Annotated in this window: 18 protein-coding genes and 1 tRNA gene; 3 read left to right on the top strand and 16 right to left on the bottom strand. The window is 56.2% G+C overall.

What is annotated here, in order from left to right; genetic code table 11:
• Positions 1-49 precede the first annotated feature (49 nt).
• The gene (locus F591_RS31220) at positions 50-256 is read left to right on the top strand and encodes a hypothetical protein (RefSeq protein ID WP_156829445.1); all 207 of its coding nucleotides are present in this window, start codon (positions 50-52) and stop codon (positions 254-256) included.
• A 78-nt stretch (positions 257-334) separates the two neighbouring features.
• Here F591_RS31220 and secG read toward each other — a convergent pair whose 3' ends face one another.
• The 8 genes from secG to F591_RS0104095 all read right to left on the bottom strand — a co-directional run bounded on the left by secG (position 335) and on the right by F591_RS0104095 (position 9,195).
• On the bottom strand, positions 335-574 hold the full coding sequence (secG, locus tag F591_RS0104130) for a preprotein translocase subunit SecG (RefSeq protein ID WP_019533322.1): 240 nt from the start codon (positions 572-574) through the stop codon (positions 335-337).
• Between the two features lie 313 nt (positions 575-887).
• Positions 888-1,613, bottom strand: a complete 726-nt coding sequence (locus F591_RS0104125) for a M50 family metallopeptidase (RefSeq protein ID WP_019533321.1) — start codon at positions 1,611-1,613, stop codon at positions 888-890.
• A 332-nt stretch (positions 1,614-1,945) separates the two neighbouring features.
• Positions 1,946-3,238, bottom strand: coding sequence for a phosphopyruvate hydratase (gene eno, locus F591_RS0104120; RefSeq protein ID WP_019533320.1), 1,293 nt, complete (start codon positions 3,236-3,238; stop codon positions 1,946-1,948).
• A 61-nt stretch (positions 3,239-3,299) separates the two neighbouring features.
• A complete protein-coding gene (gpmI, locus tag F591_RS0104115) occupies positions 3,300-4,847 on the bottom strand; it encodes a 2,3-bisphosphoglycerate-independent phosphoglycerate mutase (protein ID WP_019533319.1) in 1,548 nt (515 codons plus the stop codon).
• Between the two features lies 1 nt (position 4,848).
• Positions 4,849-5,601, bottom strand: coding sequence for a triose-phosphate isomerase (gene tpiA / locus F591_RS0104110; RefSeq protein ID WP_019533318.1), 753 nt, complete (start codon positions 5,599-5,601; stop codon positions 4,849-4,851).
• 15 nt (positions 5,602-5,616) lie between these two features.
• Positions 5,617-6,798 (bottom strand): phosphoglycerate kinase, encoded by a 1,182-nt coding sequence (locus F591_RS0104105; protein ID WP_019533317.1) that lies wholly within the window; start codon positions 6,796-6,798, stop codon positions 5,617-5,619.
• Positions 6,799-7,060: 262 nt separating this feature from the next.
• Positions 7,061-8,065 (bottom strand): type I glyceraldehyde-3-phosphate dehydrogenase, encoded by a 1,005-nt coding sequence (gene gap, locus F591_RS0104100; RefSeq protein ID WP_019533316.1) that lies wholly within the window; start codon positions 8,063-8,065, stop codon positions 7,061-7,063.
• A gap of 101 nt (positions 8,066-8,166) precedes the next feature.
• Entirely contained in the window at positions 8,167-9,195 is a 1,029-nt protein-coding gene (locus F591_RS0104095) for a sugar-binding transcriptional regulator (RefSeq protein ID WP_019533315.1), read from the bottom strand.
• 1,305 nt (positions 9,196-10,500) lie between these two features.
• Between F591_RS0104095 and F591_RS0104090 the strand changes: the two genes are divergently transcribed.
• A tRNA-Arg gene (locus F591_RS0104090) sits at positions 10,501-10,575 on the top strand.
• 252 nt (positions 10,576-10,827) lie between these two features.
• Entirely contained in the window at positions 10,828-11,409 is a 582-nt protein-coding gene (gene clpP, locus F591_RS0104085) for an ATP-dependent Clp endopeptidase proteolytic subunit ClpP (RefSeq protein ID WP_019533314.1), read from the top strand.
• Between the two features lie 397 nt (positions 11,410-11,806).
• Here the strand turns inward: clpP and F591_RS0104080 are convergent, their stop codons facing one another.
• The 8 genes from F591_RS0104080 to F591_RS0104045 form a co-directional block, all read right to left on the bottom strand.
• On the bottom strand, positions 11,807-13,579 hold the full coding sequence (locus F591_RS0104080) for a copper amine oxidase N-terminal domain-containing protein (protein ID WP_019533313.1): 1,773 nt from the start codon (positions 13,577-13,579) through the stop codon (positions 11,807-11,809).
• Positions 13,580-13,768: 189 nt separating this feature from the next.
• Complete coding sequence (locus F591_RS0104075) at positions 13,769-14,038, bottom strand: HPr family phosphocarrier protein (protein ID WP_019533312.1); 270 nt, start codon at positions 14,036-14,038, stop codon at positions 13,769-13,771.
• Between the two features lie 151 nt (positions 14,039-14,189).
• On the bottom strand, positions 14,190-15,119 hold the full coding sequence (whiA, locus tag F591_RS0104070; RefSeq protein ID WP_019533311.1) for a DNA-binding protein WhiA: 930 nt from the start codon (positions 15,117-15,119) through the stop codon (positions 14,190-14,192).
• A 6-nt stretch (positions 15,120-15,125) separates the two neighbouring features.
• The gene (locus tag F591_RS0104065) at positions 15,126-16,115 is read right to left on the bottom strand and encodes a gluconeogenesis factor YvcK family protein (RefSeq protein WP_019533310.1); all 990 of its coding nucleotides are present in this window, start codon (positions 16,113-16,115) and stop codon (positions 15,126-15,128) included.
• Positions 16,112-17,011, bottom strand: coding sequence for an RNase adapter RapZ (rapZ, locus tag F591_RS0104060; RefSeq protein WP_019533309.1), 900 nt, complete (start codon positions 17,009-17,011; stop codon positions 16,112-16,114). The genes F591_RS0104065 and rapZ overlap by 4 nt, the downstream gene beginning before the upstream one ends.
• A gap of 146 nt (positions 17,012-17,157) precedes the next feature.
• Positions 17,158-18,108: an ROK family glucokinase gene (locus tag F591_RS0104055; protein ID WP_019533308.1), complete on the bottom strand. Its 951-nt coding sequence runs from the start codon at positions 18,106-18,108 to the stop codon at positions 17,158-17,160.
• A 310-nt stretch (positions 18,109-18,418) separates the two neighbouring features.
• On the bottom strand, positions 18,419-19,366 hold the full coding sequence (gene trxB / locus F591_RS0104050) for a thioredoxin-disulfide reductase (protein ID WP_019533307.1): 948 nt from the start codon (positions 19,364-19,366) through the stop codon (positions 18,419-18,421).
• Positions 19,367-19,424: 58 nt separating this feature from the next.
• Complete coding sequence (locus tag F591_RS0104045) at positions 19,425-21,173, bottom strand: tetratricopeptide repeat protein (RefSeq protein ID WP_019533306.1); 1,749 nt, start codon at positions 21,171-21,173, stop codon at positions 19,425-19,427.
• Between the last annotated feature and the right edge of the window lie 496 nt (positions 21,174-21,669).

Genomic DNA, 21,669 nt, shown 5'->3' with positions numbered 1-21,669 from the left:
ATTGCTTCACCTGCCTTAGTTCGTCATCTGTAAGGATCGATATAAGACTATGGCGACAGGCAAGCCGCCGCCTGTTTCCATGCCCCATACGATTCCAAGTTTCGCAAAAATCCATGAATTTCCGTTTGCACCCGCTTTTTTTGGCAATGCTTCGGGCAGCTATATAAGAAAAACGTCTATCGATGTCCATTCATGGATGAGCGACCGCGTTTTAGCGGTTGTTTTTCTTGGTACAGAAAGTCGCACTTCGCTTTAATCCTTTCGCAAAGTTAAACTTTCTGTAGCGATAAAAAAACAGCAGGAGTAGTTTGCTCCCGCTGTTGTCATTTTATCATTAGGTTTGTTTTACAAAGAAAGCCACAACCGCAGACAAAACAAAGAACGCAATCGCGAGTCCGATCGTCAATCGAGACAAGAACAGCTCCAGACCGCGGGCTTTCTGCTTGCCGAACAAATGCTCCGCGCCCCCGGAGATGGCACCGGACAATCCTGCGCTCTTGCCCTTCTGCAGCAACACGACCGCGATCAACCCGAGCGATGCGATGACCAGTATGATCTTCAAAGCCACTTCCATGAATTCCACCTCCCGGCAAACGTTGAACGAAGCTTGTCGTCAAGCCATGTCCGAAAATAGCCGCCTATGACGAGCGCTGGCACTTCCCTTCGTCTATCGGACGTCACCTTCGGTGTTGAAAATTCGCCGAAGGGCTTCGTCGAATTTTCATGATAGACCCCCATGCCGCTGGCGCAGCACCATCAGATGGTGAAAATTGGGCCGCGGGCCCCGCGCTATTTTCAAGATAGGCAGTATGAGTATAGTACCATAAAATGCACCGAATGACAAATCGAAATGCCTGTTAGAGCGCATTGACGACTAATGCAGAAGCTTATCGGGACTGTCTGCTTTCATAAGGCGCGTAATCGTACTCTCCGCCGCCTGGCCTCCGGCGCTGTCCCCTGCTAAGGAACGATTGAATGGCCTGTTTGGCGCACCAGAGCGAGAACAAGACGAACACGAGCGCCCAGCCGACAGCCGGCATCGGCGTCACCAAGCTCAGATTGGTCGCATCTCCCGCCTGTGTCGGGTCCTGCCAGGCGTACATTAGCAGCGAGATCGGGCCGAACACCGATTCCTCCAGCGTGAGGAAGGCGAGCAGCAAGTAATACATATCCCTCAGCCATCTCGGGACAAGGGCAAGCATGATCAGATTAAGCAAAATAAAACCGACAAGCCAGATCACGCCATACTCATTTCTGACGAATAGAACGAGCGACAACAGCGCCAGCAGCGTCATCATTTGCAAGCCGAGCCGCTGCTTGCCCCGCGCCCTGGCATGAAACATAAATACCGCGAAGAGCGAAGCGCCAATGTACCCGGAAAGCGCAATCGGAATCAGGCTCCAGGGCTTCGTTACCTGCGAGTAGGTGACGCCGCTGTGGTTGCTGTACAGCTCGATATACATCACCTTGCCGGACAAAGCGAGCGTGACGGCGGCGTGACCGAATTCATGAATCATCGTATCCAGCGTGCGGAAGAAACCGGATCCAGGGATCAAATGCGTCAAAAAGGCAGATACGAACAATAATAAGATTGTGATCAGCCAATTGCCCATGCTGACTCTCTCCCATCCTGGGGCGGCGCAAGCTCCGGCCCTGAACTTTCGGGCCCAAGCGCCGATAAGCTGACGCAATCGGCCCCCGTTGGTTATACCATTTCGGCGTTATCTTCTTATTATACGCTTCCGGTTGACGGAACACCAACCGCATTTGGCCCCCGTGCCGACTGACTAAAGTAAAAAGGCAGCGATATCCGGTCCCATTCACGGAATCGCTGCCTGGCATGGCTTTATCGGGATCATAGGCTGACGGCCGTCAGCCCATGATCCGCAACCGAAGCTGACGAACGAAGTCAAGGCTTCGCGTTCTGTCCTCTATGAAGCGTTTATTATTTGAAGTTTTTCAGGTTATAAAACGCTGTTTTGCCGGCATATTGCGCCACCGACTTCAGTTGGTCCTCAATGCGCAGCAGCTGGTTGTACTTGGCTACGCGATCTGTCCGGGAAGGCGCGCCTGTCTTGATTTGGCCGGCGTTCGTCGCCACGGCGATATCGGCGATCGTGCTGTCTTCGCTTTCGCCGGAGCGGTGCGAGATAACGGCGGTGTATCCGGCCCGTTTGGCCATCTCGATCGCGTCGAACGTCTCGGTCAGCGTGCCGATCTGGTTGACCTTGATCAGGATGGAGTTGCCGATGCCTTGCTCGATGCCTTGGGACAAGCGGTTCGTGTTCGTTACGAACAGGTCGTCGCCGACCAGCTGCACTTTGCCGCCGAGCTTATCGGTCAGCAGCTTCCAGCCTTCCCAGTCATCCTCGGAGCAGCCGTCCTCAATCGTAATGATCGGATATTTTTCCACCCAGGAAGCGAGGAAGTCCACGAACTCTGCCGAGGTGAACGACTTACCTTCGCCTTCGAGGTGATATTTGCCGTCTTTATAGAACTCGGTGGAAGCGACGTCCATGCCGAGGAATACGTCGACGCCCGGTTTGTAGCCCGCTTTCTCGATGGCGGCGATGATCGTCTGAATCGCTTCTTCGTTGGAGCCGAGGTTCGGCGCGAAGCCGCCTTCGTCGCCAACTGCCGTGTTCAGGCCTTTGTCCTTCAGCACCGCTTTCAGCGCGTGGAAGATTTCCGCGCCAGTGCGCAGCGCTTCCTTGAAGGAAGGAGCGCCTACAGGCAAAATCATAAATTCCTGCACGTCGACGTTGTTGTCTGCGTGCGCGCCGCCGTTGATGATGTTCATCATCGGCACCGGCAGCGTCTTGGCATTGAAGCCGCCGAGGTATACGTACAGCGGAACGTCCAGCGCTTCGGCTGCCGCGCGAGCGACGGCCATCGATACGGCGAGGATGGCGTTGGCGCCGAGCTTGCCTTTGTTCTCCGTGCCGTCCAGCGCGATCATGCGCTTGTCGATGCCTACTTGGTCAAGGGCGTCCATGCCGATAATTTCCGGAGCGATGACGTCGTTAACGTTCTCGACAGCCTTCAGCACGCCTTTGCCGAGATAACGCGACTTGTCCCCGTCGCGGAGCTCCACGGCTTCATAAGCCCCGGTCGAGGCGCCGGACGGGACGATGGCGCGGCCGCGGGCGCCGGATTCCAGATGCACTTCCACTTCAACGGTCGGATTGCCGCGGGAGTCGAGAACTTCACGTGCGTATACATTACTGATCGTCGTCATTGGTTTGCTACTCTCCTTTTGGATATGGTTCTGCCGGGATGGCAAGCCGGTCAGCGCGCCGTTAGCTGGTGCGTCCGGCGATGATGGTTTTGCCGGTCATTTCCGCCGGCTGGCTGACGCCAAGCAGGCTCAGCACCGTTGGAGCGATATCGGCCAAAATCCCGCCATCTCTAAGTGTAACAGATTTATCCGTGACAATAAAAGGCACGGGATTCGTCGTATGCGCGGTGTTGCGCGAGCCGTCCTCGTTCGTCACAATGTCCGCGTTGCCGTGGTCGGCCGTGATAAGGGCCACCCCGCCCTTGGCCAGCACGGCATCTACCACTTTGCCGAGACATTCGTCGGTCGCTTCCACCGCTTTGATCGTCGGCTCCAGCAGACCGGAGTGTCCGACCATGTCCGGGTTGGCGAAGTTGAGGATGATGACGTCCTGACGCTCGGCCTCGATCTCCCTCACGCACGCCTCCGCCACCTCGTAAGCGCTCATCTCCGGCTTCAGGTCGTACGTGGCAACCTTCGGCGAGTTGATGAGAATCCGCGTCTCGCCCGGCAGCTCGACGTCGCGGCCGCCGCTGAAGAAGAAGGTTACGTGCGGGTATTTCTCCGTCTCGGCGATGCGCAGTTGCTTCAGGTTGTTTTGCACGAGCACTTCGCCAAGCGTGTTGTCGAGGCTCTTCGGCTCATAAGCGACATAACCGTCGATCGTCTCGCTGAACAGGGTGAGGCATACATAATGCAGATTTTTCGGCAGCTTGTCGCCCCGGTCGAAGCCGCGGAAATCGCTGTTTGTGAACACCTGCGACAGCTGAATCGCCCGGTCCGGACGGAAGTTGAAGAACACGACGGAGTCGCCGGATTCGATCAGGCCGACCGGCGAGCCGTCTTCCTTCACGATGACCGTCGGCATCACGAATTCGTCGAATACCGATTTTTCGTACGATTCCTTGATCGCTTTCAGCGGATCGGTATACTTGGGCCCTTCGCCGTATACCATCGCGCGGTACGACTTCTCGGTGCGCTCCCAACGCTTGTCGCGGTCCATCGCATAATAGCGCCCCTGCACCGTGGCGATGCGCCCTGTGCCGAGCTCGGCAATCTTGTTCTGCAGCTGCTCCATGTAACGCACGGCACTGTCGGGAGCAACGTCCCGGCCGTCGAGGAATGCATGCACGTACACCTCGCTTAAGCCCTCGCGCTTGGCAACCTCCAGCAGCGCGAACAGGTGGTCGATATGGCTGTGCACGCCGCCGTCGGAAAGCAGCCCGTACAGGTGCAGCTTCTTGCCGTTCGTTTTGGCGTGGCGGACCGCGCCGAGAATCGTTTTATTGTCAAAAAATTCGCCTTCGCGAATCGACTTCGAGATGCGGGTCAAATCCTGATACACGATGCGGCCTGCGCCGATGTTCAGGTGTCCGACCTCGGAGTTGCCCATCTGCCCTTCCGGCAAGCCGACCGCTTCGCCGCAAGCGGTCAGCGTCGTATGCGGATACTCCGACCAATAGCGGTCAAAGTTCGGCTTCTTCGCCTGCGCCACCGCATTGCCCTGAACGTCCCCGCGCAGCCCGAATCCGTCGAGAATAATCAGCGCTACCGGTTTCGGTCTGCTCATCTTACTTGGCCCCCTCGACCAATTGGATGTACGATGCCGGCTCGAGCGATGCGCCCCCGACGAGGGCGCCGTCGATGTCGGACTGCTGCATATATTCGCGGATGTTGTTCGGCTTCACGCTGCCGCCGTATTGAATCCGCACTTGATCCGCTACGCTTTGGCCGAACAGTCCGGCGATGAGCTGGCGGATGTAACCGATCACTTCATTCGCGTCCTCCGCCGTCGACGACTTGCCTGTGCCGATCGCCCAGATCGGCTCGTAAGCGATGACGACCTGCGCTGCCTGCTCGGCGCTCAATCCGGCGAAAGCCGCTTCCGTCTGCACCTTGCACACGTCTTTCGTCTGGCCGGCTTCGCGCTCTTCCAGCTTCTCGCCGACGCAGACGATCGGCGTCAGGCCGTGCTTGAATGCGGCGTGCACCTTCTTGTTCACAGTGTCGTCCGTTTCCGCGAAGTAGGCGCGGCGCTCGGAATGGCCGATGATGACGTAGTCAACGCCGAGATCTTTCAGCATAGCGCCGCTGATTTCGCCGGTGAATGCACCGCTGTCTTCCCAGTGCAGGTTTTGGGCGCCGACTTTCAGGTTCGTGCCTTTCACGGCTTCCACCAGAGCGGGAAGATTCGTGAATGGCGCGCAAATGACGCTGTCCACGCCGTCAATCTCCGCCTTGCCCTTCACTTCGTTCACGAATGCAACAGCCTCGGAGACCGTTTTGAACATTTTCCAGTTGCCCGCAATGATCGGTTTGCGCATAAATGTTGGCCCTCCTTATTTATCGTTCAGAGCAACGACGCCCGGAAGCGCCTTGCCTTCCATGAATTCGAGCGAAGCGCCGCCGCCCGTGGAGATGTGGTCCATCTTGTCGGCCAGAGCGAACTTCTCGACCGCAGCCGCCGAGTCTCCGCCGCCGATGACGGTATAAGCCGGCGTTTCGGCGCAGGCTTCCGCCACTGCCTGGGTGCCGTTCTTGAACGGCTCCAGCTCGAATACGCCCATCGGTCCGTTCCAGACGACCAGCTTCGAGTTTTTGATCACTTCGGCATATTTTTTGCGGGTTTCCGGACCGATATCGAACGCTTCCCAATCCGCCGGGATTTGATCGATCGGCACGACCTTCGTATTGGCGTCCGCACCGAATTTGTCGCCTACGACGACGTCCACCGGAAGCAGGAAGTTGATGCCTTTCTCGGCCGCTTTGCGCTCAAATTCCTGAACGAGCTCCAGACGGTCGTTGTCGACGAGCGATTTGCCGATCTCCAGCCCTCTGGCTTTGAAGAAAGTGTAGGACAGGCCGCCGCCGATGATGATGTTGTCCGCCAGGTTGATCAAATTGTCGATCACGGCAATTTTGTCTTTCACCTTCGCGCCGCCGACAATGGCCGTAAACGGACGGTCCGGGTTCGTCAGCGCTTTGCCGAGCACATCCAACTCCTTCTCCATCAAGAGGCCGGATACGGCCGGCAGATGATGAGCGATGCCTTCCGTCGACGCATGGGCGCGGTGAGCGGCGCCGAATGCGTCGTTCACATACACGTCTGCCAGCTCGGCAAAAGCTTTCGCCAGCTCCGGATCGTTCTTCTCCTCGCCAGGGTAGAAGCGCACGTTCTCGAGCAGCAGCACGTCGCCGTCGTTCAGCGCCGCCACTTTCGCCTTCACGGCGTCTCCGATCGCTTCATCCGCTTTTTGCACAGGCTTGCCAAGCAGCTCGGACAGTCTTGCAGCGACCGGTGTGAGTCGCAGCTCATCCACCACTTCGCCTTTCGGACGGCCGAGATGGCTTGCCAAAATCACTTTCGCCCCGCGCTCGATCAAATAGCGGATTGTCGGCAGTGTCTCGCGAATCCGCGTATCGTCGGTAATGCTTCCGTTCTCGAGCGGCACGTTAAAGTCCACCCGCACAAATACTCTTTTGCCGCTTACTTCGATGTCACGAACGCTTTTCTTGTTCATACCTTCGTATGCCTCCTTCGCCTTTGGCTCGCTCATTTCCTTGCTGCCCGTCCGTACACAAAAATTGTGGTATGTCTTGTTCGTTCCCTCGCCGGAAGCGGCGAAGCAGGAAGGATGCGCGTCCGCTTTCTGTTTGTTCAGTGGCTGGTTCCGTACCCCATAGCGCGTAGCGTCCCATCACTGTATTACAGAACCGGTTGCCGTCCTCTGCTTCGGACTTCCGGCGAGAGTCAAACTAGATCATGCCACAATCATGCAAAGCTTACAGTCCTTTTTTCGCGATATAGCTAACCAGATCCACAACGCGGTTCGAATAGCCCCACTCGTTGTCGTACCAGGAAACGACTTTCACCATGTTGTCGCCTACGACCATCGTGGACAGCGCGTCGATCGTGGAGGAAGCCGGATCGCCGTTGTAGTCGCTCGATACGAGCGGCTCTTCGGAGTAGTTCAGGATGCCTTTCAGCGGGCCGTTAGCCGCTTCTTTCAGAGCAGCGTTAACTTCTTCGACCGTCACGTTCGTTTTCAGCTCGGCTACCAGGTCGGTCACGGATACGTTTGGCGTCGGCACGCGCATGGCCATGCCGTTCAGCTTGCCTTTCAGCTCCGGCAGCACGAGGGATACGGCTTTCGCTGCGCCCGTCGTGGACGGAATGATGTTCTCGGCAGCGGCGCGCGCACGACGCAGGTCTTTATGCGGCAGGTCGAGCACTTGCTGGTCGTTCGTGTAGGAGTGAACGGTCGTCATCATGCCTTTCACGATACCGAACTTGTCGTTCAGCACTTTCGCGAACGGAGCCAGACAGTTCGTCGTGCAGGATGCGTTGGAGATGATCGTGTGCTGGGTCGGATCGTACTTGTCTTCGTTAACGCCCATAACGATCGTGATATCTTCGTCTGTCGCCGGAGCGGAGATGATGACTTTTTTGGCGCCGCCTTTCAGGTGCAGGGACGCTTTTTCCTTCGCTGTGAAAATACCGGTCGATTCAACAACGATCTCTACGCCGTTGGCTGCCCAAGGAAGCGCGCCAGGGTCGCGTTCTGCGAATACTTTGATCGATTTGCCGTTGACGATCAGCGCGCCCTCGGTCGATTCAACCGTTGCGTTCAGTCTGCCGTGCGTTGTGTCGTATTTGAGCAGATGCGCCAGCGTCTTGACGTCTGTCAGGTCGTTGATCGCGACAACTTCGACGTCCGGGTTGTTCAGAGCTGCGCGGAAAACGTTGCGGCCGATACGGCCAAAGCCGTTAATACCGATTTTCACCATGTGAGTAGCCTCCTAATGATTAAAAATTTGTATATGTCAAGACGGACAAATGTCCGTCAAGCGCCCATTCTTGTTGCCGGGTTGTTGCCGGACTCCGCTTGCTAGATGCCGCAGCTTCGGACAATCTCCTCGGCCGCCGCTTCGTCGGTAATGAGCACATCCTCGTGCCCGTTGTTCAGCACCGCCGCAATCGCCTCGCCCTTGCTGCGGCCGCCGGCAATGCCGACAACCCAATCCATTGCTTGAATATCTTCCAATCTCAGACCGACCATAGGCATCTTATGTAAGATTCGCCCAGTCCGGTCGAAATAATACCCGAAGGCTTCCCCAAGAGCCCCGTCCTCGCGAAGTGCGGACGTCAGTTCCTGATCGACCTTCCTTCTGCGCGCCATGACCATCGCTTCCCCGATGCCGTGGATTACGATATTCGCCTGGCGGATAAACTGAACAATCTCGGCGATGCTGCCCTCCTGCATCAGCGTCTGGTACGCTTCCTCGCCAAGATGATCCGGCACGTGCAGCAGCCGGTAGCGCGCCCCCGTCTTCTTCGCCATGTTGGAGGCGATCGTATTGGCCTGCAGATCGACGCTCTCGCCCAGCCCGCCGCGGGCCGGAACGAACCAGCACCCCTTCAGCGCCGAGGATGCGCTCAAATGGTGCGCGACCTCCGCCATCGTCGAGCCACCCGTTACGGCGACAACCTCGTCGCTCGTCACGATCTTCCGCAGCACAGCTGCACCTGCCCGGCCGAGCTCCTTCTTGATCAGCGGCGACGAATCGGAATCGCCGGGTACGACGACGACCTGCTTCAAACGAAAATGCCGCCTTATGCGCTCTTCCAGGTCGGTCAAACCGAACAAATCCTTGACCATCGGCTCCAGCCGCTCCAGCAGCTGGCGACCCGCCTCGCTAATTCGCATGCCGGAAGACTCCACCTCGATCAGGCCTTGCTGCTTCAAAAACTCGACCTCGGCGCGGAGAATGCGCTCCGTCGTGTTCAGCTCGGCTGCCAGCGTTCGCCGGCCTACCAATCCTGACACCAGAATATGGTGCAGAATCGTGTACCGTTTGCGCATCGTCTCCGTAACGTCCGGCAGAAGCTGCTTCTGAATCTCAAGAAATTCCCTCATAGCTCATCTCCCGATGGCGCTGGACTTTTTTTGTCCCGGTGATGCATTTTGAGTCCCACATCGGCCAAAAAAAGAACTAAGCGAACTTAGCTGTAGTAATTATACCTTATGCATCAATACACTTCAAGTGACCGTTGTCCAAAAAACGACTTTTTTCCCGAATGTCCCCGAATCGCTGTCGGAAACGGCAAGCCACAAAGCGGCCGCCCGACCGCCACCTTCGGTGCTGTAAACAGTTTTTCGGCTAGTCACCGCCAACTTTTTAAGAAACACGCCTATCGAAGTTCTTTCGAGGATGGGCGGCCGCGGGTTAGCGGGTGTTTTTCTTGGCTTGAAATCATAAACCGAGGACGACTAGCGATCCATGGTGCCGCCATGAGCCACAATATCCTCTCTAACGCAAGTGACAAACGCTATTTAGCTGAAACGCAGCCTTTGCAAAATGTAACGAAACGTCGTATCGCTATTTTGTCAAAAACGCGGAATCGGGTAGCCAAACATGCGAAATAAGGCTGCTCACTTGCGTTACAATTTCAAATCGGACGTTTCGAGGGAAATAAGCTCTGTGGCTAGCGTTAGCGCTGCCCTCCCGGGCACACCTGGGCACATGAGGCGGCGAATCCTGCAAAAAATACAACATTTTCCGTATTCTTCGCGCAAGTGGAGGGTAACGTTGCATTTTGTGCAACAATTTGGGCGGGATGAGCTTCAAAGCGAGGAACACCGCGCTCCATGTTGCACTTTCTACAACATTGAGCCGCTACTGCGGTATATTTCCCCGTTTTTGTTGTACAAATTACAACTTTGCAGGCTCTCTTGCAGCATACGCCTGATCGGTCGGCCTTCGCTGCTCGCACCTGTTCGATCCACCGATGGGAGCCTGTGAAATCGGCTCGAAAGTGCGCAGCGGATTGGCGTGCACGGGGCACAGGGGACACACACGGGAATCAGCCAGAACGCGGAACTAGGGGCACGGGAACCAGCCCAAGGCTGCGGAACCCACTTCGGGCACAGTGGTACAGGAACCAGCCAGAACGCAGAACCCTCCTCGGGCACAGGGGCACGAGCCAGCCGAGGCATGGAACCCGCCCTGAAGCACGAAACCCAGCCCGGGGCCTGTGCCCGGCCCATTGACGCGCCGGACGCCTATGACGAACGAATCCTTACGTCATCGCTCATCACCTACGGTGTTGAAATTTTGCTGACATCAACGACAAATTTTCAAGATAGACTTGCTTTTTTGAATCGTATCCCCTATAATAAGTTTTGCTGTCATTCCTGTGAATGACTGAGCGTTAATTATAAGCGCCCGTGGTCCAATGGATATGACGTAGGCCTCCGGAGCCTGAGATCGAGGTTCGATTCCTCGCGGGCGCGCCACTTTATTAAAGCAAACGAAGATCAGTTCCTGGAACTGGTTTTTTTATTTTTTATGTTTGACCTTTCTTGACCTTTGTTTGATTTTTCGTTATATTGGTTATATAAATAACCGTAGGCATACAATGGTACGGTTCGTGTGGACCGGCGCGCAGGGCATGGCCGGGCTTTGAAAGCCGGAACGATGCGCGGACGCCGCGAACACTTTGCCGCTATAGAAGCCTGCGGAACATTCCGCAAAGGAGGCTGCACGCCATGAGTTTCATCCCTATGGTAGTTGAACCGGATGCGAGAGGCGAACGCGCTTACGATATTTACTCGCGTCTGTTGAAAGACCGCATTATTTTTTTGGGGACTCCGATCAACGATGTTGTAGCCAATTCGGTTATCGCCCAGCTGCTCTTCCTGGCCGCGCAGGATCCGGATAAAGACATCCATCTGTACATTAACAGCCCGGGCGGCTCCATTACCTCCGGCATGGCCATCTTCGATACGATGCAATTCATCAAGCCGGACGTCTCGACGATCTGCGTCGGTATGGCCGCTTCCATGGGCGCGTTCCTGCTGGCCGCAGGGGCCAAAGGCAAGCGCCTCGCGCTGCCGAACAGCGAGGTCATGATCCATCAGCCGCTCGGAGGCGCGGAAGGCCAGGCGAGCGACATCGAGATTCGCGCCAAGCGCATTCTGAAAATGCGCGACAAGCTCAATCATATTTTGTCCGAGCGGACGGGACAACCTCTCGAACGCATTGAGAAGGACACCGATCGCGACTATTTCATGACTGCTCATGAAGCGCAAGCCTACGGCCTCATCGACAAAGTCATCGAAAAAGTATAAGCGTTCCGCTATGCAAGAGCCCGGTCTAACGCGACCGGGTTCTTTTTGCTGCCGCGGCGCTGCCGCTGGCTGCTGCCTAGCTAGGCCAGGCCAGTTGCCGCTGCTGGCTGCTGCCAGGCTAGCTGCTGCCAGGCCGGTTACCGCTTAGCTGGCTGCTGCCAGGCTAGCTGCTGTGCCAGGCCGGTTACCGCTTAGCTGGCTGCCGCCAGCCAGCTAGCCGCTGCTAAGCTAGCTAGCGCTACAGGAGGGCAAAGAGACGGCCGCTCCCGCTGCCAAGATCGCTGTTTCGTATACCGGCAGCAAACCGTACGGGATACCGACAACAAAACGTACGGATAACCGCAAATAAACCCCGCCGATAACGGCCAAAGCCGAACCAGCGGGGTCTTAGCGCCAATTATTTATCTTCCAGCGGATAGAAGATCAAATCGATCGGGAAGGCCGAGCCTGCCGGCGGGCTGAACTCGATATCGAGCGCTTCTTCCTTGCCGGTCGTTCTGGCAACGATCTGCATGCCGTCGAAGGCGGTCAGGACGCCGGATTCCGGCACAAGGCGAATTTCGCCGTTGATTTTGATCGGGCCTTTGAACACGCCGCCCTTGGCCAGCAGCATGATCGCCATCTTCCGCGGCTTGTCGGCATGAATCTTATACACGACGCCGTAATTGCCGTCGTTCTTCACTTCCTGCTTGCGAATCGTGTCGTAGCCAGGCTGGAACGGATCGGTGACATTATCGCCGATCACGAGCCGCGACGGCACCGTGAACGAGCTCGCATCGATCGTCCACTGCACCTCTGACACCGGGAAGGAACCGCGGACATGGCCGTCGAAAGCCAGCTTGGGCAGCGTCAGCGAGTTTTGCGATATTTGATGGTCCGCCACGAACGTGAATTCAACCTTGCCGTCCGTCTCGACATCGTAGAACAGGTTCACACCTTGACCCGGATAAAAATCGGGGAATTGGGAGTAAATGAACGTGCGATGCGGCGGAATCGTCATCTTCTCGTCCAGCGGGTCGTTCATCAGAAAATCGACCGTCGCTTCATTGCCGATCAGGTTGGCGTACACCGACGGCCATACCTCGCCTTTATTCGTCGTTTTGATCGTGACCGGCTTGTCGCTCATGTTCGTCGCCAGAATGGCGAAGGACACCTTTTCGTTCGTCCCGTTAATATGATCGGCGTACAGCCTGCCCTTGCCTTCAATGCTGTCCTGATACAGAATTCCCGTCGTTTTGAACTCCTCCGGGCTGTCGCTGACGAGCAGCTTGCGGGATTTGTCCTCTGTCACGCTCAGCTTGCTGAGCTGGGGCAGCTCCCAAAAATGCCCCCACAGCGTGCGCCAATCCGTCTTGATGAAGCCGCCGACCGGCTTCTTGTAGATCGGATACTCCAATTCGCTCAAATAGACATCGTTCTCAATGATCAAATTGCGCGTATACGTATTGCTCTTGTTGCCGTGCTTATCGAATACGGTAAGCGAAATCGGATACGTCCCGGGCTGGAAGAAGGCCTCCTGCCGTCCGCTCCATTCATACTTGACAATCCCTTCCGCATCGGGGTCGTAGCTGAGGTCGACATAATCGATCGGCTCGCCGATCCGGTACGTCGGCTTGGCGAAAGTAAACTTGGCTACGGGGCTCGAGTTGTTCGTATTCGGATTATAGATGCCGATCGGGCTTCGCACATGAAGCACTTCGACCCGTCTCAGCTCGCCGTCATAAGTGTACCTGGCACCCATATAATCCGCGAGCCAGGTAAGCTTGATCAGCAGCCGGCCGTTGACGATCGCCGCGACATCGTCGAAATTTTCAAGCATGCCGTTAATCCAGACGGACTTGTGGTCGCTGTCGAGGATGATGCTGTAGCCCGGCGTCTCCATCAGGATCTGCCGCGTTTCCTCGTTCCACTCGACCTTAAGCCCCATGGCGTCGCCGAGAAACTTGGCAGGAACGAATGTTTTGTCCTTGATAATGGTGGCCGGCGTATCCAGCGTCACCTGTTCCCCGTTCAGAAAAGCTTCCGCTTTATCCAGATACAGCAGCACATGCGTCGTCCGCGACGATACACTCGTCTCCGTATCGGCGGCCATCGCCGCGGGGACGGCGGGCAGCGCTGCCAGCAAACAAACGATCAGCAGCATGGACAACTCTTTCTTGAGCATCTTCATTTCTCCGACTCCTCATTGCTTCTTGTGTATTTTATCTTGTTGTCTTGTTCCCCCATTTATGAGGACATGAACAAAAAACCTTTACAAAGGGAAAAGACACGTCTAAATAGACGCATCCCCCTGCAAAAGGTTGCGTTCACGGCGCCAGAAAAAATGAAAAAGCTTCCCCGAAGGAAGCCGTATGCGAGGTTACTGGTTCTCCAATTCCTCTTTGCTGACCAATGTGACTAAAGCGTTTACAGCCTGTTCGGCGTCCGATCCTTCAGCACTAATGTAAACTTCGGTCCCGGTGCTGATCGCCAAACTCATGATACCCATAATGCTCTTGGCGTTGACTTTCTTCTCATCCTTCTCCACGAAAATCTCGGAAGAAAACTTGTTGGCTTCCTGCACGAAAAGTGCGGCCGGTCTGGCATGAAGGCCGGTTTTCAATTTCACGACTACTGGGCGTCTCGACATGCACTGTATACCCCCTACGATCATAAGATTGCAAAATTTGGAAGGGCGTAATTGCCCGTAAAAGCGATTTTTCCACTATTATATCATTTTTCGGCAATTTGCACTAGAAATATTGATAAATTACACAAAAAATCTATATTTACAGCGATCCCTACGAATTGCGAAGCTTTTGAGCCATTTCGTCGATCTTTCGCAGCCGGTGGTTGACGCCTGACTTACTGACATTTCCTTTCAGCATATCGCCGACTTCCTTCAGGTTCAAATCCGGATACTTGAGCCGAACCTCCGCCACCTCGCGCAGCTTCTCCGGCAAATTGTCGAGGCCGACCTTCTTCTCGAGCAGCCGGATGTTGTCGATCTGCCGCACGGCAGCGCCGATCGTCTTGTTCAAATTAGCGGTTTCGCAATTGACGAGACGATTGACCGAGTTGCGCATATCCTTCATGATGCGCACATCCTCAAAGCGGAGCAGCGCTTGATGGGCCCCAATCAGGTTGAGGAACTCGATAATCTTCTCGCCCTCCTTAATATAGAATATGAAGCCTTTTTTCCTTTCAATACACCTGGCGTTCAAATCAAATTCACCCGCCAGCCGGCACAGCGCCTGGCAATGTTCTTCGTACATCGAAGCGATCTCCAGATGATACGAGGAGCCTTCCGGATTGTTCACCGACCCTCCGGCCAGGAAAGCGCCGCGCAAATAAGCGCGTTTGCAGCACTGCTTGCGGATGATGGTCTTCTCGATGCCCGGCGTGAATTGAAAGCCTTCGGATACGATATGCAGCTCGGACAAGATGTCCTGCACCTGACTCGGGACCCGCACGATATATACGTTGTTCTTCTTAAGCCGCATCTTTTTGCGCACCAGCAGCTCCGTATGCACCTGAAACATCTTTTTCAGCAGGCTGTAGATCCGGCGAGCGATCGCCGCATTTTCCGTGGAGATGTCAAGCACGATGCGTTGATTCGTAATTTGCACGGCGCCGTTCATGCGAATGAGCGCCGATAGCTCGGCCTTCTCGCAGCAGGCATCCCCTTCGATCATCGTTAGTTCTTTCTTGGTTTGTGCGGCGAAGGACATGGAACATCACCTCTTTTTGAACATCCAGCTCTCCACCAGCTGATAAATATGCTGACTCAGCTTCCGGGCGTCGTGCCGCAAATAGGTGCGAAACAATACCAGCCTGTCGGCAATCACCTTATACCCTTTGCGCGTTACTTCATCCAGGTCGAGATGGACCGCCTTGGCGCCCTTCTCCGCATATTTGCTCTGTACCTGCTCCGGAATTTCGCCGTTATTGACGATGACGTAATCGAACAAGTCCTGGCCGACGTGCTCCTTAACCGCGTCCAAATGATCGCTTACCGTATAATTATCGGTTTCGCCGGGCTGCGTCATGACGTTGCAAATGAAAATTTTGAGCGCGTCGGATTCGGCGATTGCCTTCGTAATTCCAGGCACAAGCAGGTTGGGCAAAATGCTGGTATACAGGCTGCCCGGTCCGATCAGTATGGCGTCGGACATACGGATCGCTTCAAGCGCGTCGGGGAGCGGCGCGACATCAGCCGGCTCGATGGATACGCGGCGAATTTTGCCCCCGGCCAGCGGAATTTTGGACTCGCCCACCACGACGGTGCCGTCCTCCATCTCCGCCCGCAGCACGATGGCCGTGCCTGACGCCGGCAGCACGCGTCCGCGCACCGCGAGCACGCGGCTCAGTTCCCTCACTCCGGTCACAAAGTCGCCCGTAATTTCCTGCATTGCCGCTAAAATCAGGTTGCCCAAACTGTGACCGGCTAATCCGCGGCCGCGCTTAAAGCGGTATTCCAGCATTTTCCCGAGCAGCGGCTCGGTATCGGCAAGCGCAGTCAGCACGTTGCGAATATCGCCGGGGGGAACCATGGACAGCTCCGAGCGCAGGCGCCCCGAGCTGCCGCCGTCGTCCGCTACGGTCACGATCGCCGTTATATCGACCGGCTTTTCCTTGAGACCGCGCAGCATCACGGATAGCCCCGTGCCTCCGCCAATGACGACAATCCGCGGCCTGTATTCGGCCGCTTTGGCAGAGCCCGTCATTTTTTCACCTCGACCCGGTCCCTGTCGACATCCCGATGGCTGACCCGCACCATTTCGGTTTCGCTATTGCCGAGCGTTTTGCCCAAATATTCGGCAATCGCCACAGACCGATGCTTTCCTCCGGTACATCCGATGCCGACGACGACCTGGCTCTTCCCTTCCTTCTTGTACTGCGGCATAAGAAAATGAAGCATATCGAGCAGCTTGTTCAAAAACTCCTGCGTCTCAGACCACTTCATCACATATTCATATACGTCGGAATCTTGCCCTGTGTGCGGGCGCAGCGATTCCACCCAATGCGGGTTGGGCAAAAAGCGCACGTCAAAGATCAAGTCAGCATCGATCGGAACCCCGTACTTGAACCCGAATGATATGACGTTGATGGAGATGCCCGCCGATTCGATATTGGTGAACCGGGATATCAGGTTTTCCTTCAGCTTGGCCGGCTTCAGGTTACTCGTGTCGATCACCTGGGTCGCCAGCCCTTTCAGCTCCTCCAGCAGCCTGCGCTCCTGCTGAATCCCTTCGAGCGGCGGACCGCCGGGATTGAGCGGATGCTTGCGGCGGCTTTCCTTATAGCGTTGAACGAGCACCGAATCGGTCGCATCCAGGAACAAAATTTCGTAAGTTAACGCATTGCTTTCCTTCAAGTACCGCAGCGACTCGGACAATGAAGTGAAAAACTCGCGGCCGCGCAGATCGATCACCAGCGCCACCTTCCCGATGCGTCCTTTGGACTGCTCGATCAGCTCCGCGAACTTCGGGATCAGAATCGGAGGAAGATTATCCACGCAAAAAAAGCCCAGGTCCTCCAAGCTCTGGACCGCGATCGTCTTGCCGGCTCCAGACATGCCGGTGATGATGACCAGCTTGCCGAGGAAATGCGTCTCCTCCATGGGGTTAACCTCCTCCAAGCTTTGCTGGAAGCAAAGCTGCTTCGTAAGGATAAGCTTGGGCTTTCCGTAGGAAAGCCCGCTTCGTAAGCGTAGGCTTAGCTTTGCAAGGCAAAGCTACTTCGTAAGGATAAGCTCCGTTATTTCATTTACCCGCGCAGATTGAGGCCTGCCGCGCCTACGATGCCGGCATCGTTGCCAAGCACGGCCGGCACGATATCGACGCCCTCCCGGGCGGTTTCCTGCGCGCAGGCATGATAATGCTTGCGGATCGCATCGAACAGAATGTCTCCCGCTTTCGATACGCCTCCGCCCACGATGAACCGCTGCGGATTCAATATAACGGAAATCAGCGCCATCGACTTGCCGATGTACATAGCCGCCCGGTTCACGATGCGAAGCGCCACCTCATCCCCGGTTTTGGCCGCATCGAATACATCCTTGGCTGTAATGTTGGGCACCAGCGCCAGCGAAGTGTGCTCCCCGCGCTCGACCGCTTCTTTGGCCATGCGAATAATGCCTGTCGCCGAAGAAACCGTCTCCAGGCACCCTCTCTTGCCGCAGCCGCAGTCGATCGATTCCAGATCGGGAATGACGTTCATATGGCCAAGCTCGCCGGCCGTTCCGTTATACCCTTGATAGATCCGTCCGTTGATAATAATGCCGCCTCCGACGCCGGTTCCAAGCGTATAGCAAACGCAGTTGGCGATTCCGGCCCCCGCTCCGCTCCAGGCTTCGCCGAGAGCGGCGATGTTGGCGTCGTTGTCGATCTTTACCGTTTTGCCGAGCTTCGCTTCCAGGATCTGCTTGACAGGCACGTTGCGCCAACCGAGATTCGGGGCCAGCTTGACGATTCCTTCAGGGATGTTCATGAAGCCGGCAAAGCCCGCTCCGATGCCGGCAACCTGTTCCCATTCGTAAGGCGAGTCATCAACGAGCTTCCGCACATACTGCGCAATATTGTCCAGCACGACATCGGAGCCATGCTCCGTGCCCGTCGGCCCTTCGTAAGTATTCAGCAGCTTGCCCTGATGATCGCAAAGACCGACCTTGATCGTCGTGCCGCCCAAATCGACGCCAACATACACTTGATCTTCCATCCGGAATGCTCACCTCGTACATAAATTCGCGTTAAGCTCTCTGCTTCAACTATAAGCCAACCTATACCTAAGGTCAAGATGAAGCGGCGACGCCGCCCCCCAAGCGCTGCGCCCCTCTTATCCGGCAGCCGAGCGGCTCGCTGCATCCGACCGTACCTGCTGCGGCCGCCACAACTTGGGTAATTTATCCAGAATTTAAAGTGCTGTAACAGCCACCTGCAGCTTGCGCCAATAATGGCCCCCCCGCGCCGATGACGCAAAAACGCGGGACTTTGAGGTAAGTCCCGCGCCTGCATTCACCAGCGGCTCCTTAGAGCGACTGGCTCCAATCGTGCACCATATGACCTTCCAGGAACTTCTCGCAATCGAGCGCAGCCATACAACCGCTGCCCGCTGCGGTAATCGCCTGGCGGTATTTGTTGTCCTGCACATCGCCGCAGGCGAAGACGCCTTCGACGTTGGTCAAAGAGCTGCCCGGCTTCACTTTGATGTAACCGTGCTCGTCCAGTTCGATCTGCCCGCCCAGGAAATCGGTATTCGGCTTGTGTCCGATCGCTACGAAAATGCCGTCGGTCTCCAGCAGCTCTTCCGCTCCGGTCTCGTTGTCCCGCACCTTAAGGGCGGTGACGCCCTTCTCTCCGGCCACCACGGCGATCGGCGTCTTGTTCAGGCTCCACGTGATTTTCTCGTTGCTGCGAGCCCGATCCTGCATGATTTTCGACGCGCGAAGCTCGTTGCGCCGGTGCACCAGACGCACCTCAGTGGCGAAACGCGTCAAGAAATTCGCTTCTTCCATCGCCGAATCGCCGCCGCCGACGACGATGATTTTTTTGCCGCGGAAGAAGAAGCCGTCGCAGGTCGCGCACGTGCTGACGCCGCGGCCGATGTTCTCGCGCTCGTTCTCAATGCCGAGCAGCTTGGCGGACGCGCCGGTAGAGATGATCAAGGACTCCGCCTCCAGCTCGCCCATTCCTTCGACAGTCAGCTTGAACGGGCGCTTCGACAGATCGACGCTGTTCACCCAGCCGGTCTTGAATTGGGCGCCGAAGCGTTCCGCCTGCTTGCGCATATTGTCCATCAGCTCCGGGCCCATGATGCCTTCCGGGAAGCCGGGGAAGTTCTCGACCTCGGTCGTCGTCGTCAATTGCCCGCCAGGCTCCGGACCTTCAATGACGAGCGGGTTTAAGTTGGCGCGGGCCAAATAAATAGCTGCCGTCAGTCCGGCCGGGCCGGTTCCGATAACGATGGTTTTGTACATACGGTCTCCTCCTTTAACTGTTACATTTAAAGTAACTGTTATTTTCTATTTTACAGTTTTATTGACGATTTTCAAGTCCCGTCCATTTCGAAAATATCGCGCTCATCTTTTCCTTCAGCCCGCATGCCTCGTCAATCAGCTTGACGTTGCGGCTCACCGTGCCGATCGAGACGCGGTATCGCTCCGCGGCTTCCTGGTACGTGATCGGCCGCCGGTGCATCTTCGCGGTCAAATATTCGAGCGCGGCCGCCCAGCCCTCGACCTTCGTAATCTTGGGGACGTCGGGAAAGACCCGGGTCAAATACTCCACCCACAGCGTCTGCAGATCGAATTGCTGCACCATATCGTATCGCCGCGCCATCATCCGCAGCGCCGTCTCCATCACCGCCTGCCAGCGGCGGTCCCAGAACGGCAGGTTCGGCGAGAAGGGCGACGCCGCCACCGTCACCTGCTTGCCGTCCAGCACGGCGCTTAGCGGCTCCTTGACGCCGATGCTGCGCAGCACGAAGATCGCCATCTTTTTCATATCGTCGTCTTCATCCGGCTCCTGCACAAACGAGAGCAGCGTTTCCTTCACTTCATTATCCCCGATCAGGCCGAAAGCTTGCAGCACCTGCAGCTTCGTCTCCGTGTCGCCATGGCGCAGCGCCCAGAAGAAAGAAGAGCGCACCAGCGGGTCCTTCTTCAAGTGCTCGGGAATCCCTTCGCCGCTGCGATCCCAACCGCGAATCTGCTCCTCGAAGGGCAGGTGATAATGATAGCCGATCGGCGGCTTCGTCTGCTCGTGGCGGATATTGTCCAGCAAGCTCAAATAAAACCGGGGAATCTCCGATCCCGGGTCCAGCTTCTCCGCCTGCTGCCAGGCCCGTTCGGCCTCCTCGTATCTGCCGGTATTATACGCCGCGACCGCGGAGTAGTGATGCAGGCACGGATCTTGCCCCGCTTCCCTCGTCCTCAGCAAGCGGCGGAACAATCGGTAAGCCTTCTCGTGCTCGCCGAGAATCCCCATCGTCGTCGCCAGCTTGAAGGCGTGGTCCTGGTGGAAAGGATACGTCTTGTTCAGCAAGGCGATCAGACGCTCGAGCGCCTCCCGGTCGCCGAAATGCTGCAGGAATATGGCCAGATTGCACAGGGCGTGCAGGTTGCCAGGCTCAAGCTCCAGCACCTGGCGGATCATGCTCACCGACTTGTCGAACTGCCCCATATAGTAATAGGCCAGCGCCAAATTGTTGCGCGCCGCCATAAAATCCGGATGGCTCTGGACGATTCCCTCCATCAGCCGCGCCGCTTCCGAAAATTTCCCTTCCTCCAGCAGCGCCCGCGCCTTATCGTGCTGGAACATCGCCTCCCGGCTTTTGATCGTCGTCAGCTTGGGCGTTCGGTCGAGCTCATAGCTGAGAAATTCCATCATTTCCTCGGATTCCTCGAGAAATTGACCGTCCGGGTCGTTCTCGAGATAATCCACAATCGCTTTTTCGGCCGATTCGTAGTTTTCCATATTGGCGAAATTGTTAGCCATATAAAAATAACATTCCGTCATGCTCGGATCGATCTGCTCCAGAACATGCTGCAAAATGCGGTTCGATTCCTCGTAGTTGCCCATCTCGGACAGAAGGCCCGCCAGGTTGCAGTGGTTCACCGGATTGTCCGGCTCGAATTCGGCGGCACGGCGAAAATATTTCAATGCCTTATCATAATGGAACCGGTCCAAGGACTGAACGGCTTTTTCAAAGAAAAAGGTGGCATCCATCGTCACCGGAATGACCTTTCCGTTCGTTTTCGACGAGACCGTTTGTTGTTTCTCCATGAGTCGGGCACCTCCGTGTTCCGTCCGGCAACATCGTGGTAACCGGGTCATTGTATCAGTTCTCAGTATAACACAAACCGGCCTAAAACCGTAACGGTTTAAAAGGCCGGCATGCACTCGGAATATAGATGTCTGTCTTGAAAATAGCGCCGGGGTGCGCGGCCCCTTCCTGCGCCCCTGCCGAAGCTTCCAAATCTCTAACGCTCGTGACAAACGCTATTTTGCTGAATCGTACCTTTTTTAAAATGTAACGAAACGTCGTAACGCTATTTGGCCAGAAACGCTGAATCGGGTAGCCCAAAATGCCGAAGTAAGGCTGCTCACTTGCGTTAGAATGTCAAATCGATCGTTTCGAGCGAAATAAGCTCTCTGGCTAGCGTTAGCCCGGCAAAACAGCACCCCAGACTAGTGAGCATGAAGAGACGCTCCACGTCAGCGTTCGAGCTCCGCATTAGCGCGGCCCCTCCCCGGGCACACCTAGGCGCGTGAGGCGACA

The organism is Paenibacillus ginsengihumi DSM 21568 (assembly GCF_000380965.1).
Classification (GTDB): Bacteria; Bacillota; Bacilli; order Paenibacillales; family NBRC-103111; genus Paenibacillus_G; species Paenibacillus_G ginsengihumi.
This window is presented reverse-complemented; position numbering and strand designations above follow the sequence as displayed.

Bases quoted from the DNA above. Each gene is read 5' to 3' on its own strand.
- rapZ (WP_019533309.1), bottom strand. From the start codon at position 17,011: ATGGAGGAGACGCATTTCCTCGGCAAGCTGGTCATCATCACCGGCATG.
- F591_RS0104065 (WP_019533310.1), bottom strand. From the start codon at position 16,115: ATGACGGGCTCTGCCAAAGCGGCCGAATACAGGCCGCGGATTGTCGTC.
- gap (WP_019533316.1), bottom strand. From the start codon at position 8,065: ATGGTGAAAATCGGTATTAACGGCTTTGGCCGTATCGGCCGCAACGTT.
- secG (WP_019533322.1), bottom strand. From the start codon at position 574: ATGGAAGTGGCTTTGAAGATCATACTGGTCATCGCATCGCTCGGGTTG.
- F591_RS0104095 (WP_019533315.1), bottom strand. From the start codon at position 9,195: ATGAGGGAATTTCTTGAGATTCAGAAGCAGCTTCTGCCGGACGTTACG.
- F591_RS0104105 (WP_019533317.1), bottom strand. From the start codon at position 6,798: ATGAACAAGAAAAGCGTTCGTGACATCGAAGTAAGCGGCAAAAGAGTA.
- F591_RS0104055 (WP_019533308.1), bottom strand. From the start codon at position 18,108: ATGGAAGATCAAGTGTATGTTGGCGTCGATTTGGGCGGCACGACGATC.
- whiA (WP_019533311.1), bottom strand. From the start codon at position 15,119: ATGTCCTTCGCCGCACAAACCAAGAAAGAACTAACGATGATCGAAGGG.
- F591_RS0104125 (WP_019533321.1), bottom strand. From the start codon at position 1,613: ATGGGCAATTGGCTGATCACAATCTTATTATTGTTCGTATCTGCCTTT.
- F591_RS0104080 (WP_019533313.1), bottom strand. From the start codon at position 13,579: ATGAAGATGCTCAAGAAAGAGTTGTCCATGCTGCTGATCGTTTGTTTG.
- F591_RS0104045 (WP_019533306.1), bottom strand. From the start codon at position 21,173: ATGGAGAAACAACAAACGGTCTCGTCGAAAACGAACGGAAAGGTCATT.
- clpP (WP_019533314.1), top strand. From the start codon at position 10,828: ATGAGTTTCATCCCTATGGTAGTTGAACCGGATGCGAGAGGCGAACGC.
- eno (WP_019533320.1), bottom strand. From the start codon at position 3,238: ATGACGACGATCAGTAATGTATACGCACGTGAAGTTCTCGACTCCCGC.
- gpmI (WP_019533319.1), bottom strand. From the start codon at position 4,847: ATGAGCAGACCGAAACCGGTAGCGCTGATTATTCTCGACGGATTCGGG.
- F591_RS31220 (WP_156829445.1), top strand. From the start codon at position 50: ATGGCGACAGGCAAGCCGCCGCCTGTTTCCATGCCCCATACGATTCCA.
- trxB (WP_019533307.1), bottom strand. From the start codon at position 19,366: ATGTACAAAACCATCGTTATCGGAACCGGCCCGGCCGGACTGACGGCA.
- tpiA (WP_019533318.1), bottom strand. From the start codon at position 5,601: ATGCGCAAACCGATCATTGCGGGCAACTGGAAAATGTTCAAAACGGTC.
- F591_RS0104075 (WP_019533312.1), bottom strand. From the start codon at position 14,038: ATGTCGAGACGCCCAGTAGTCGTGAAATTGAAAACCGGCCTTCATGCC.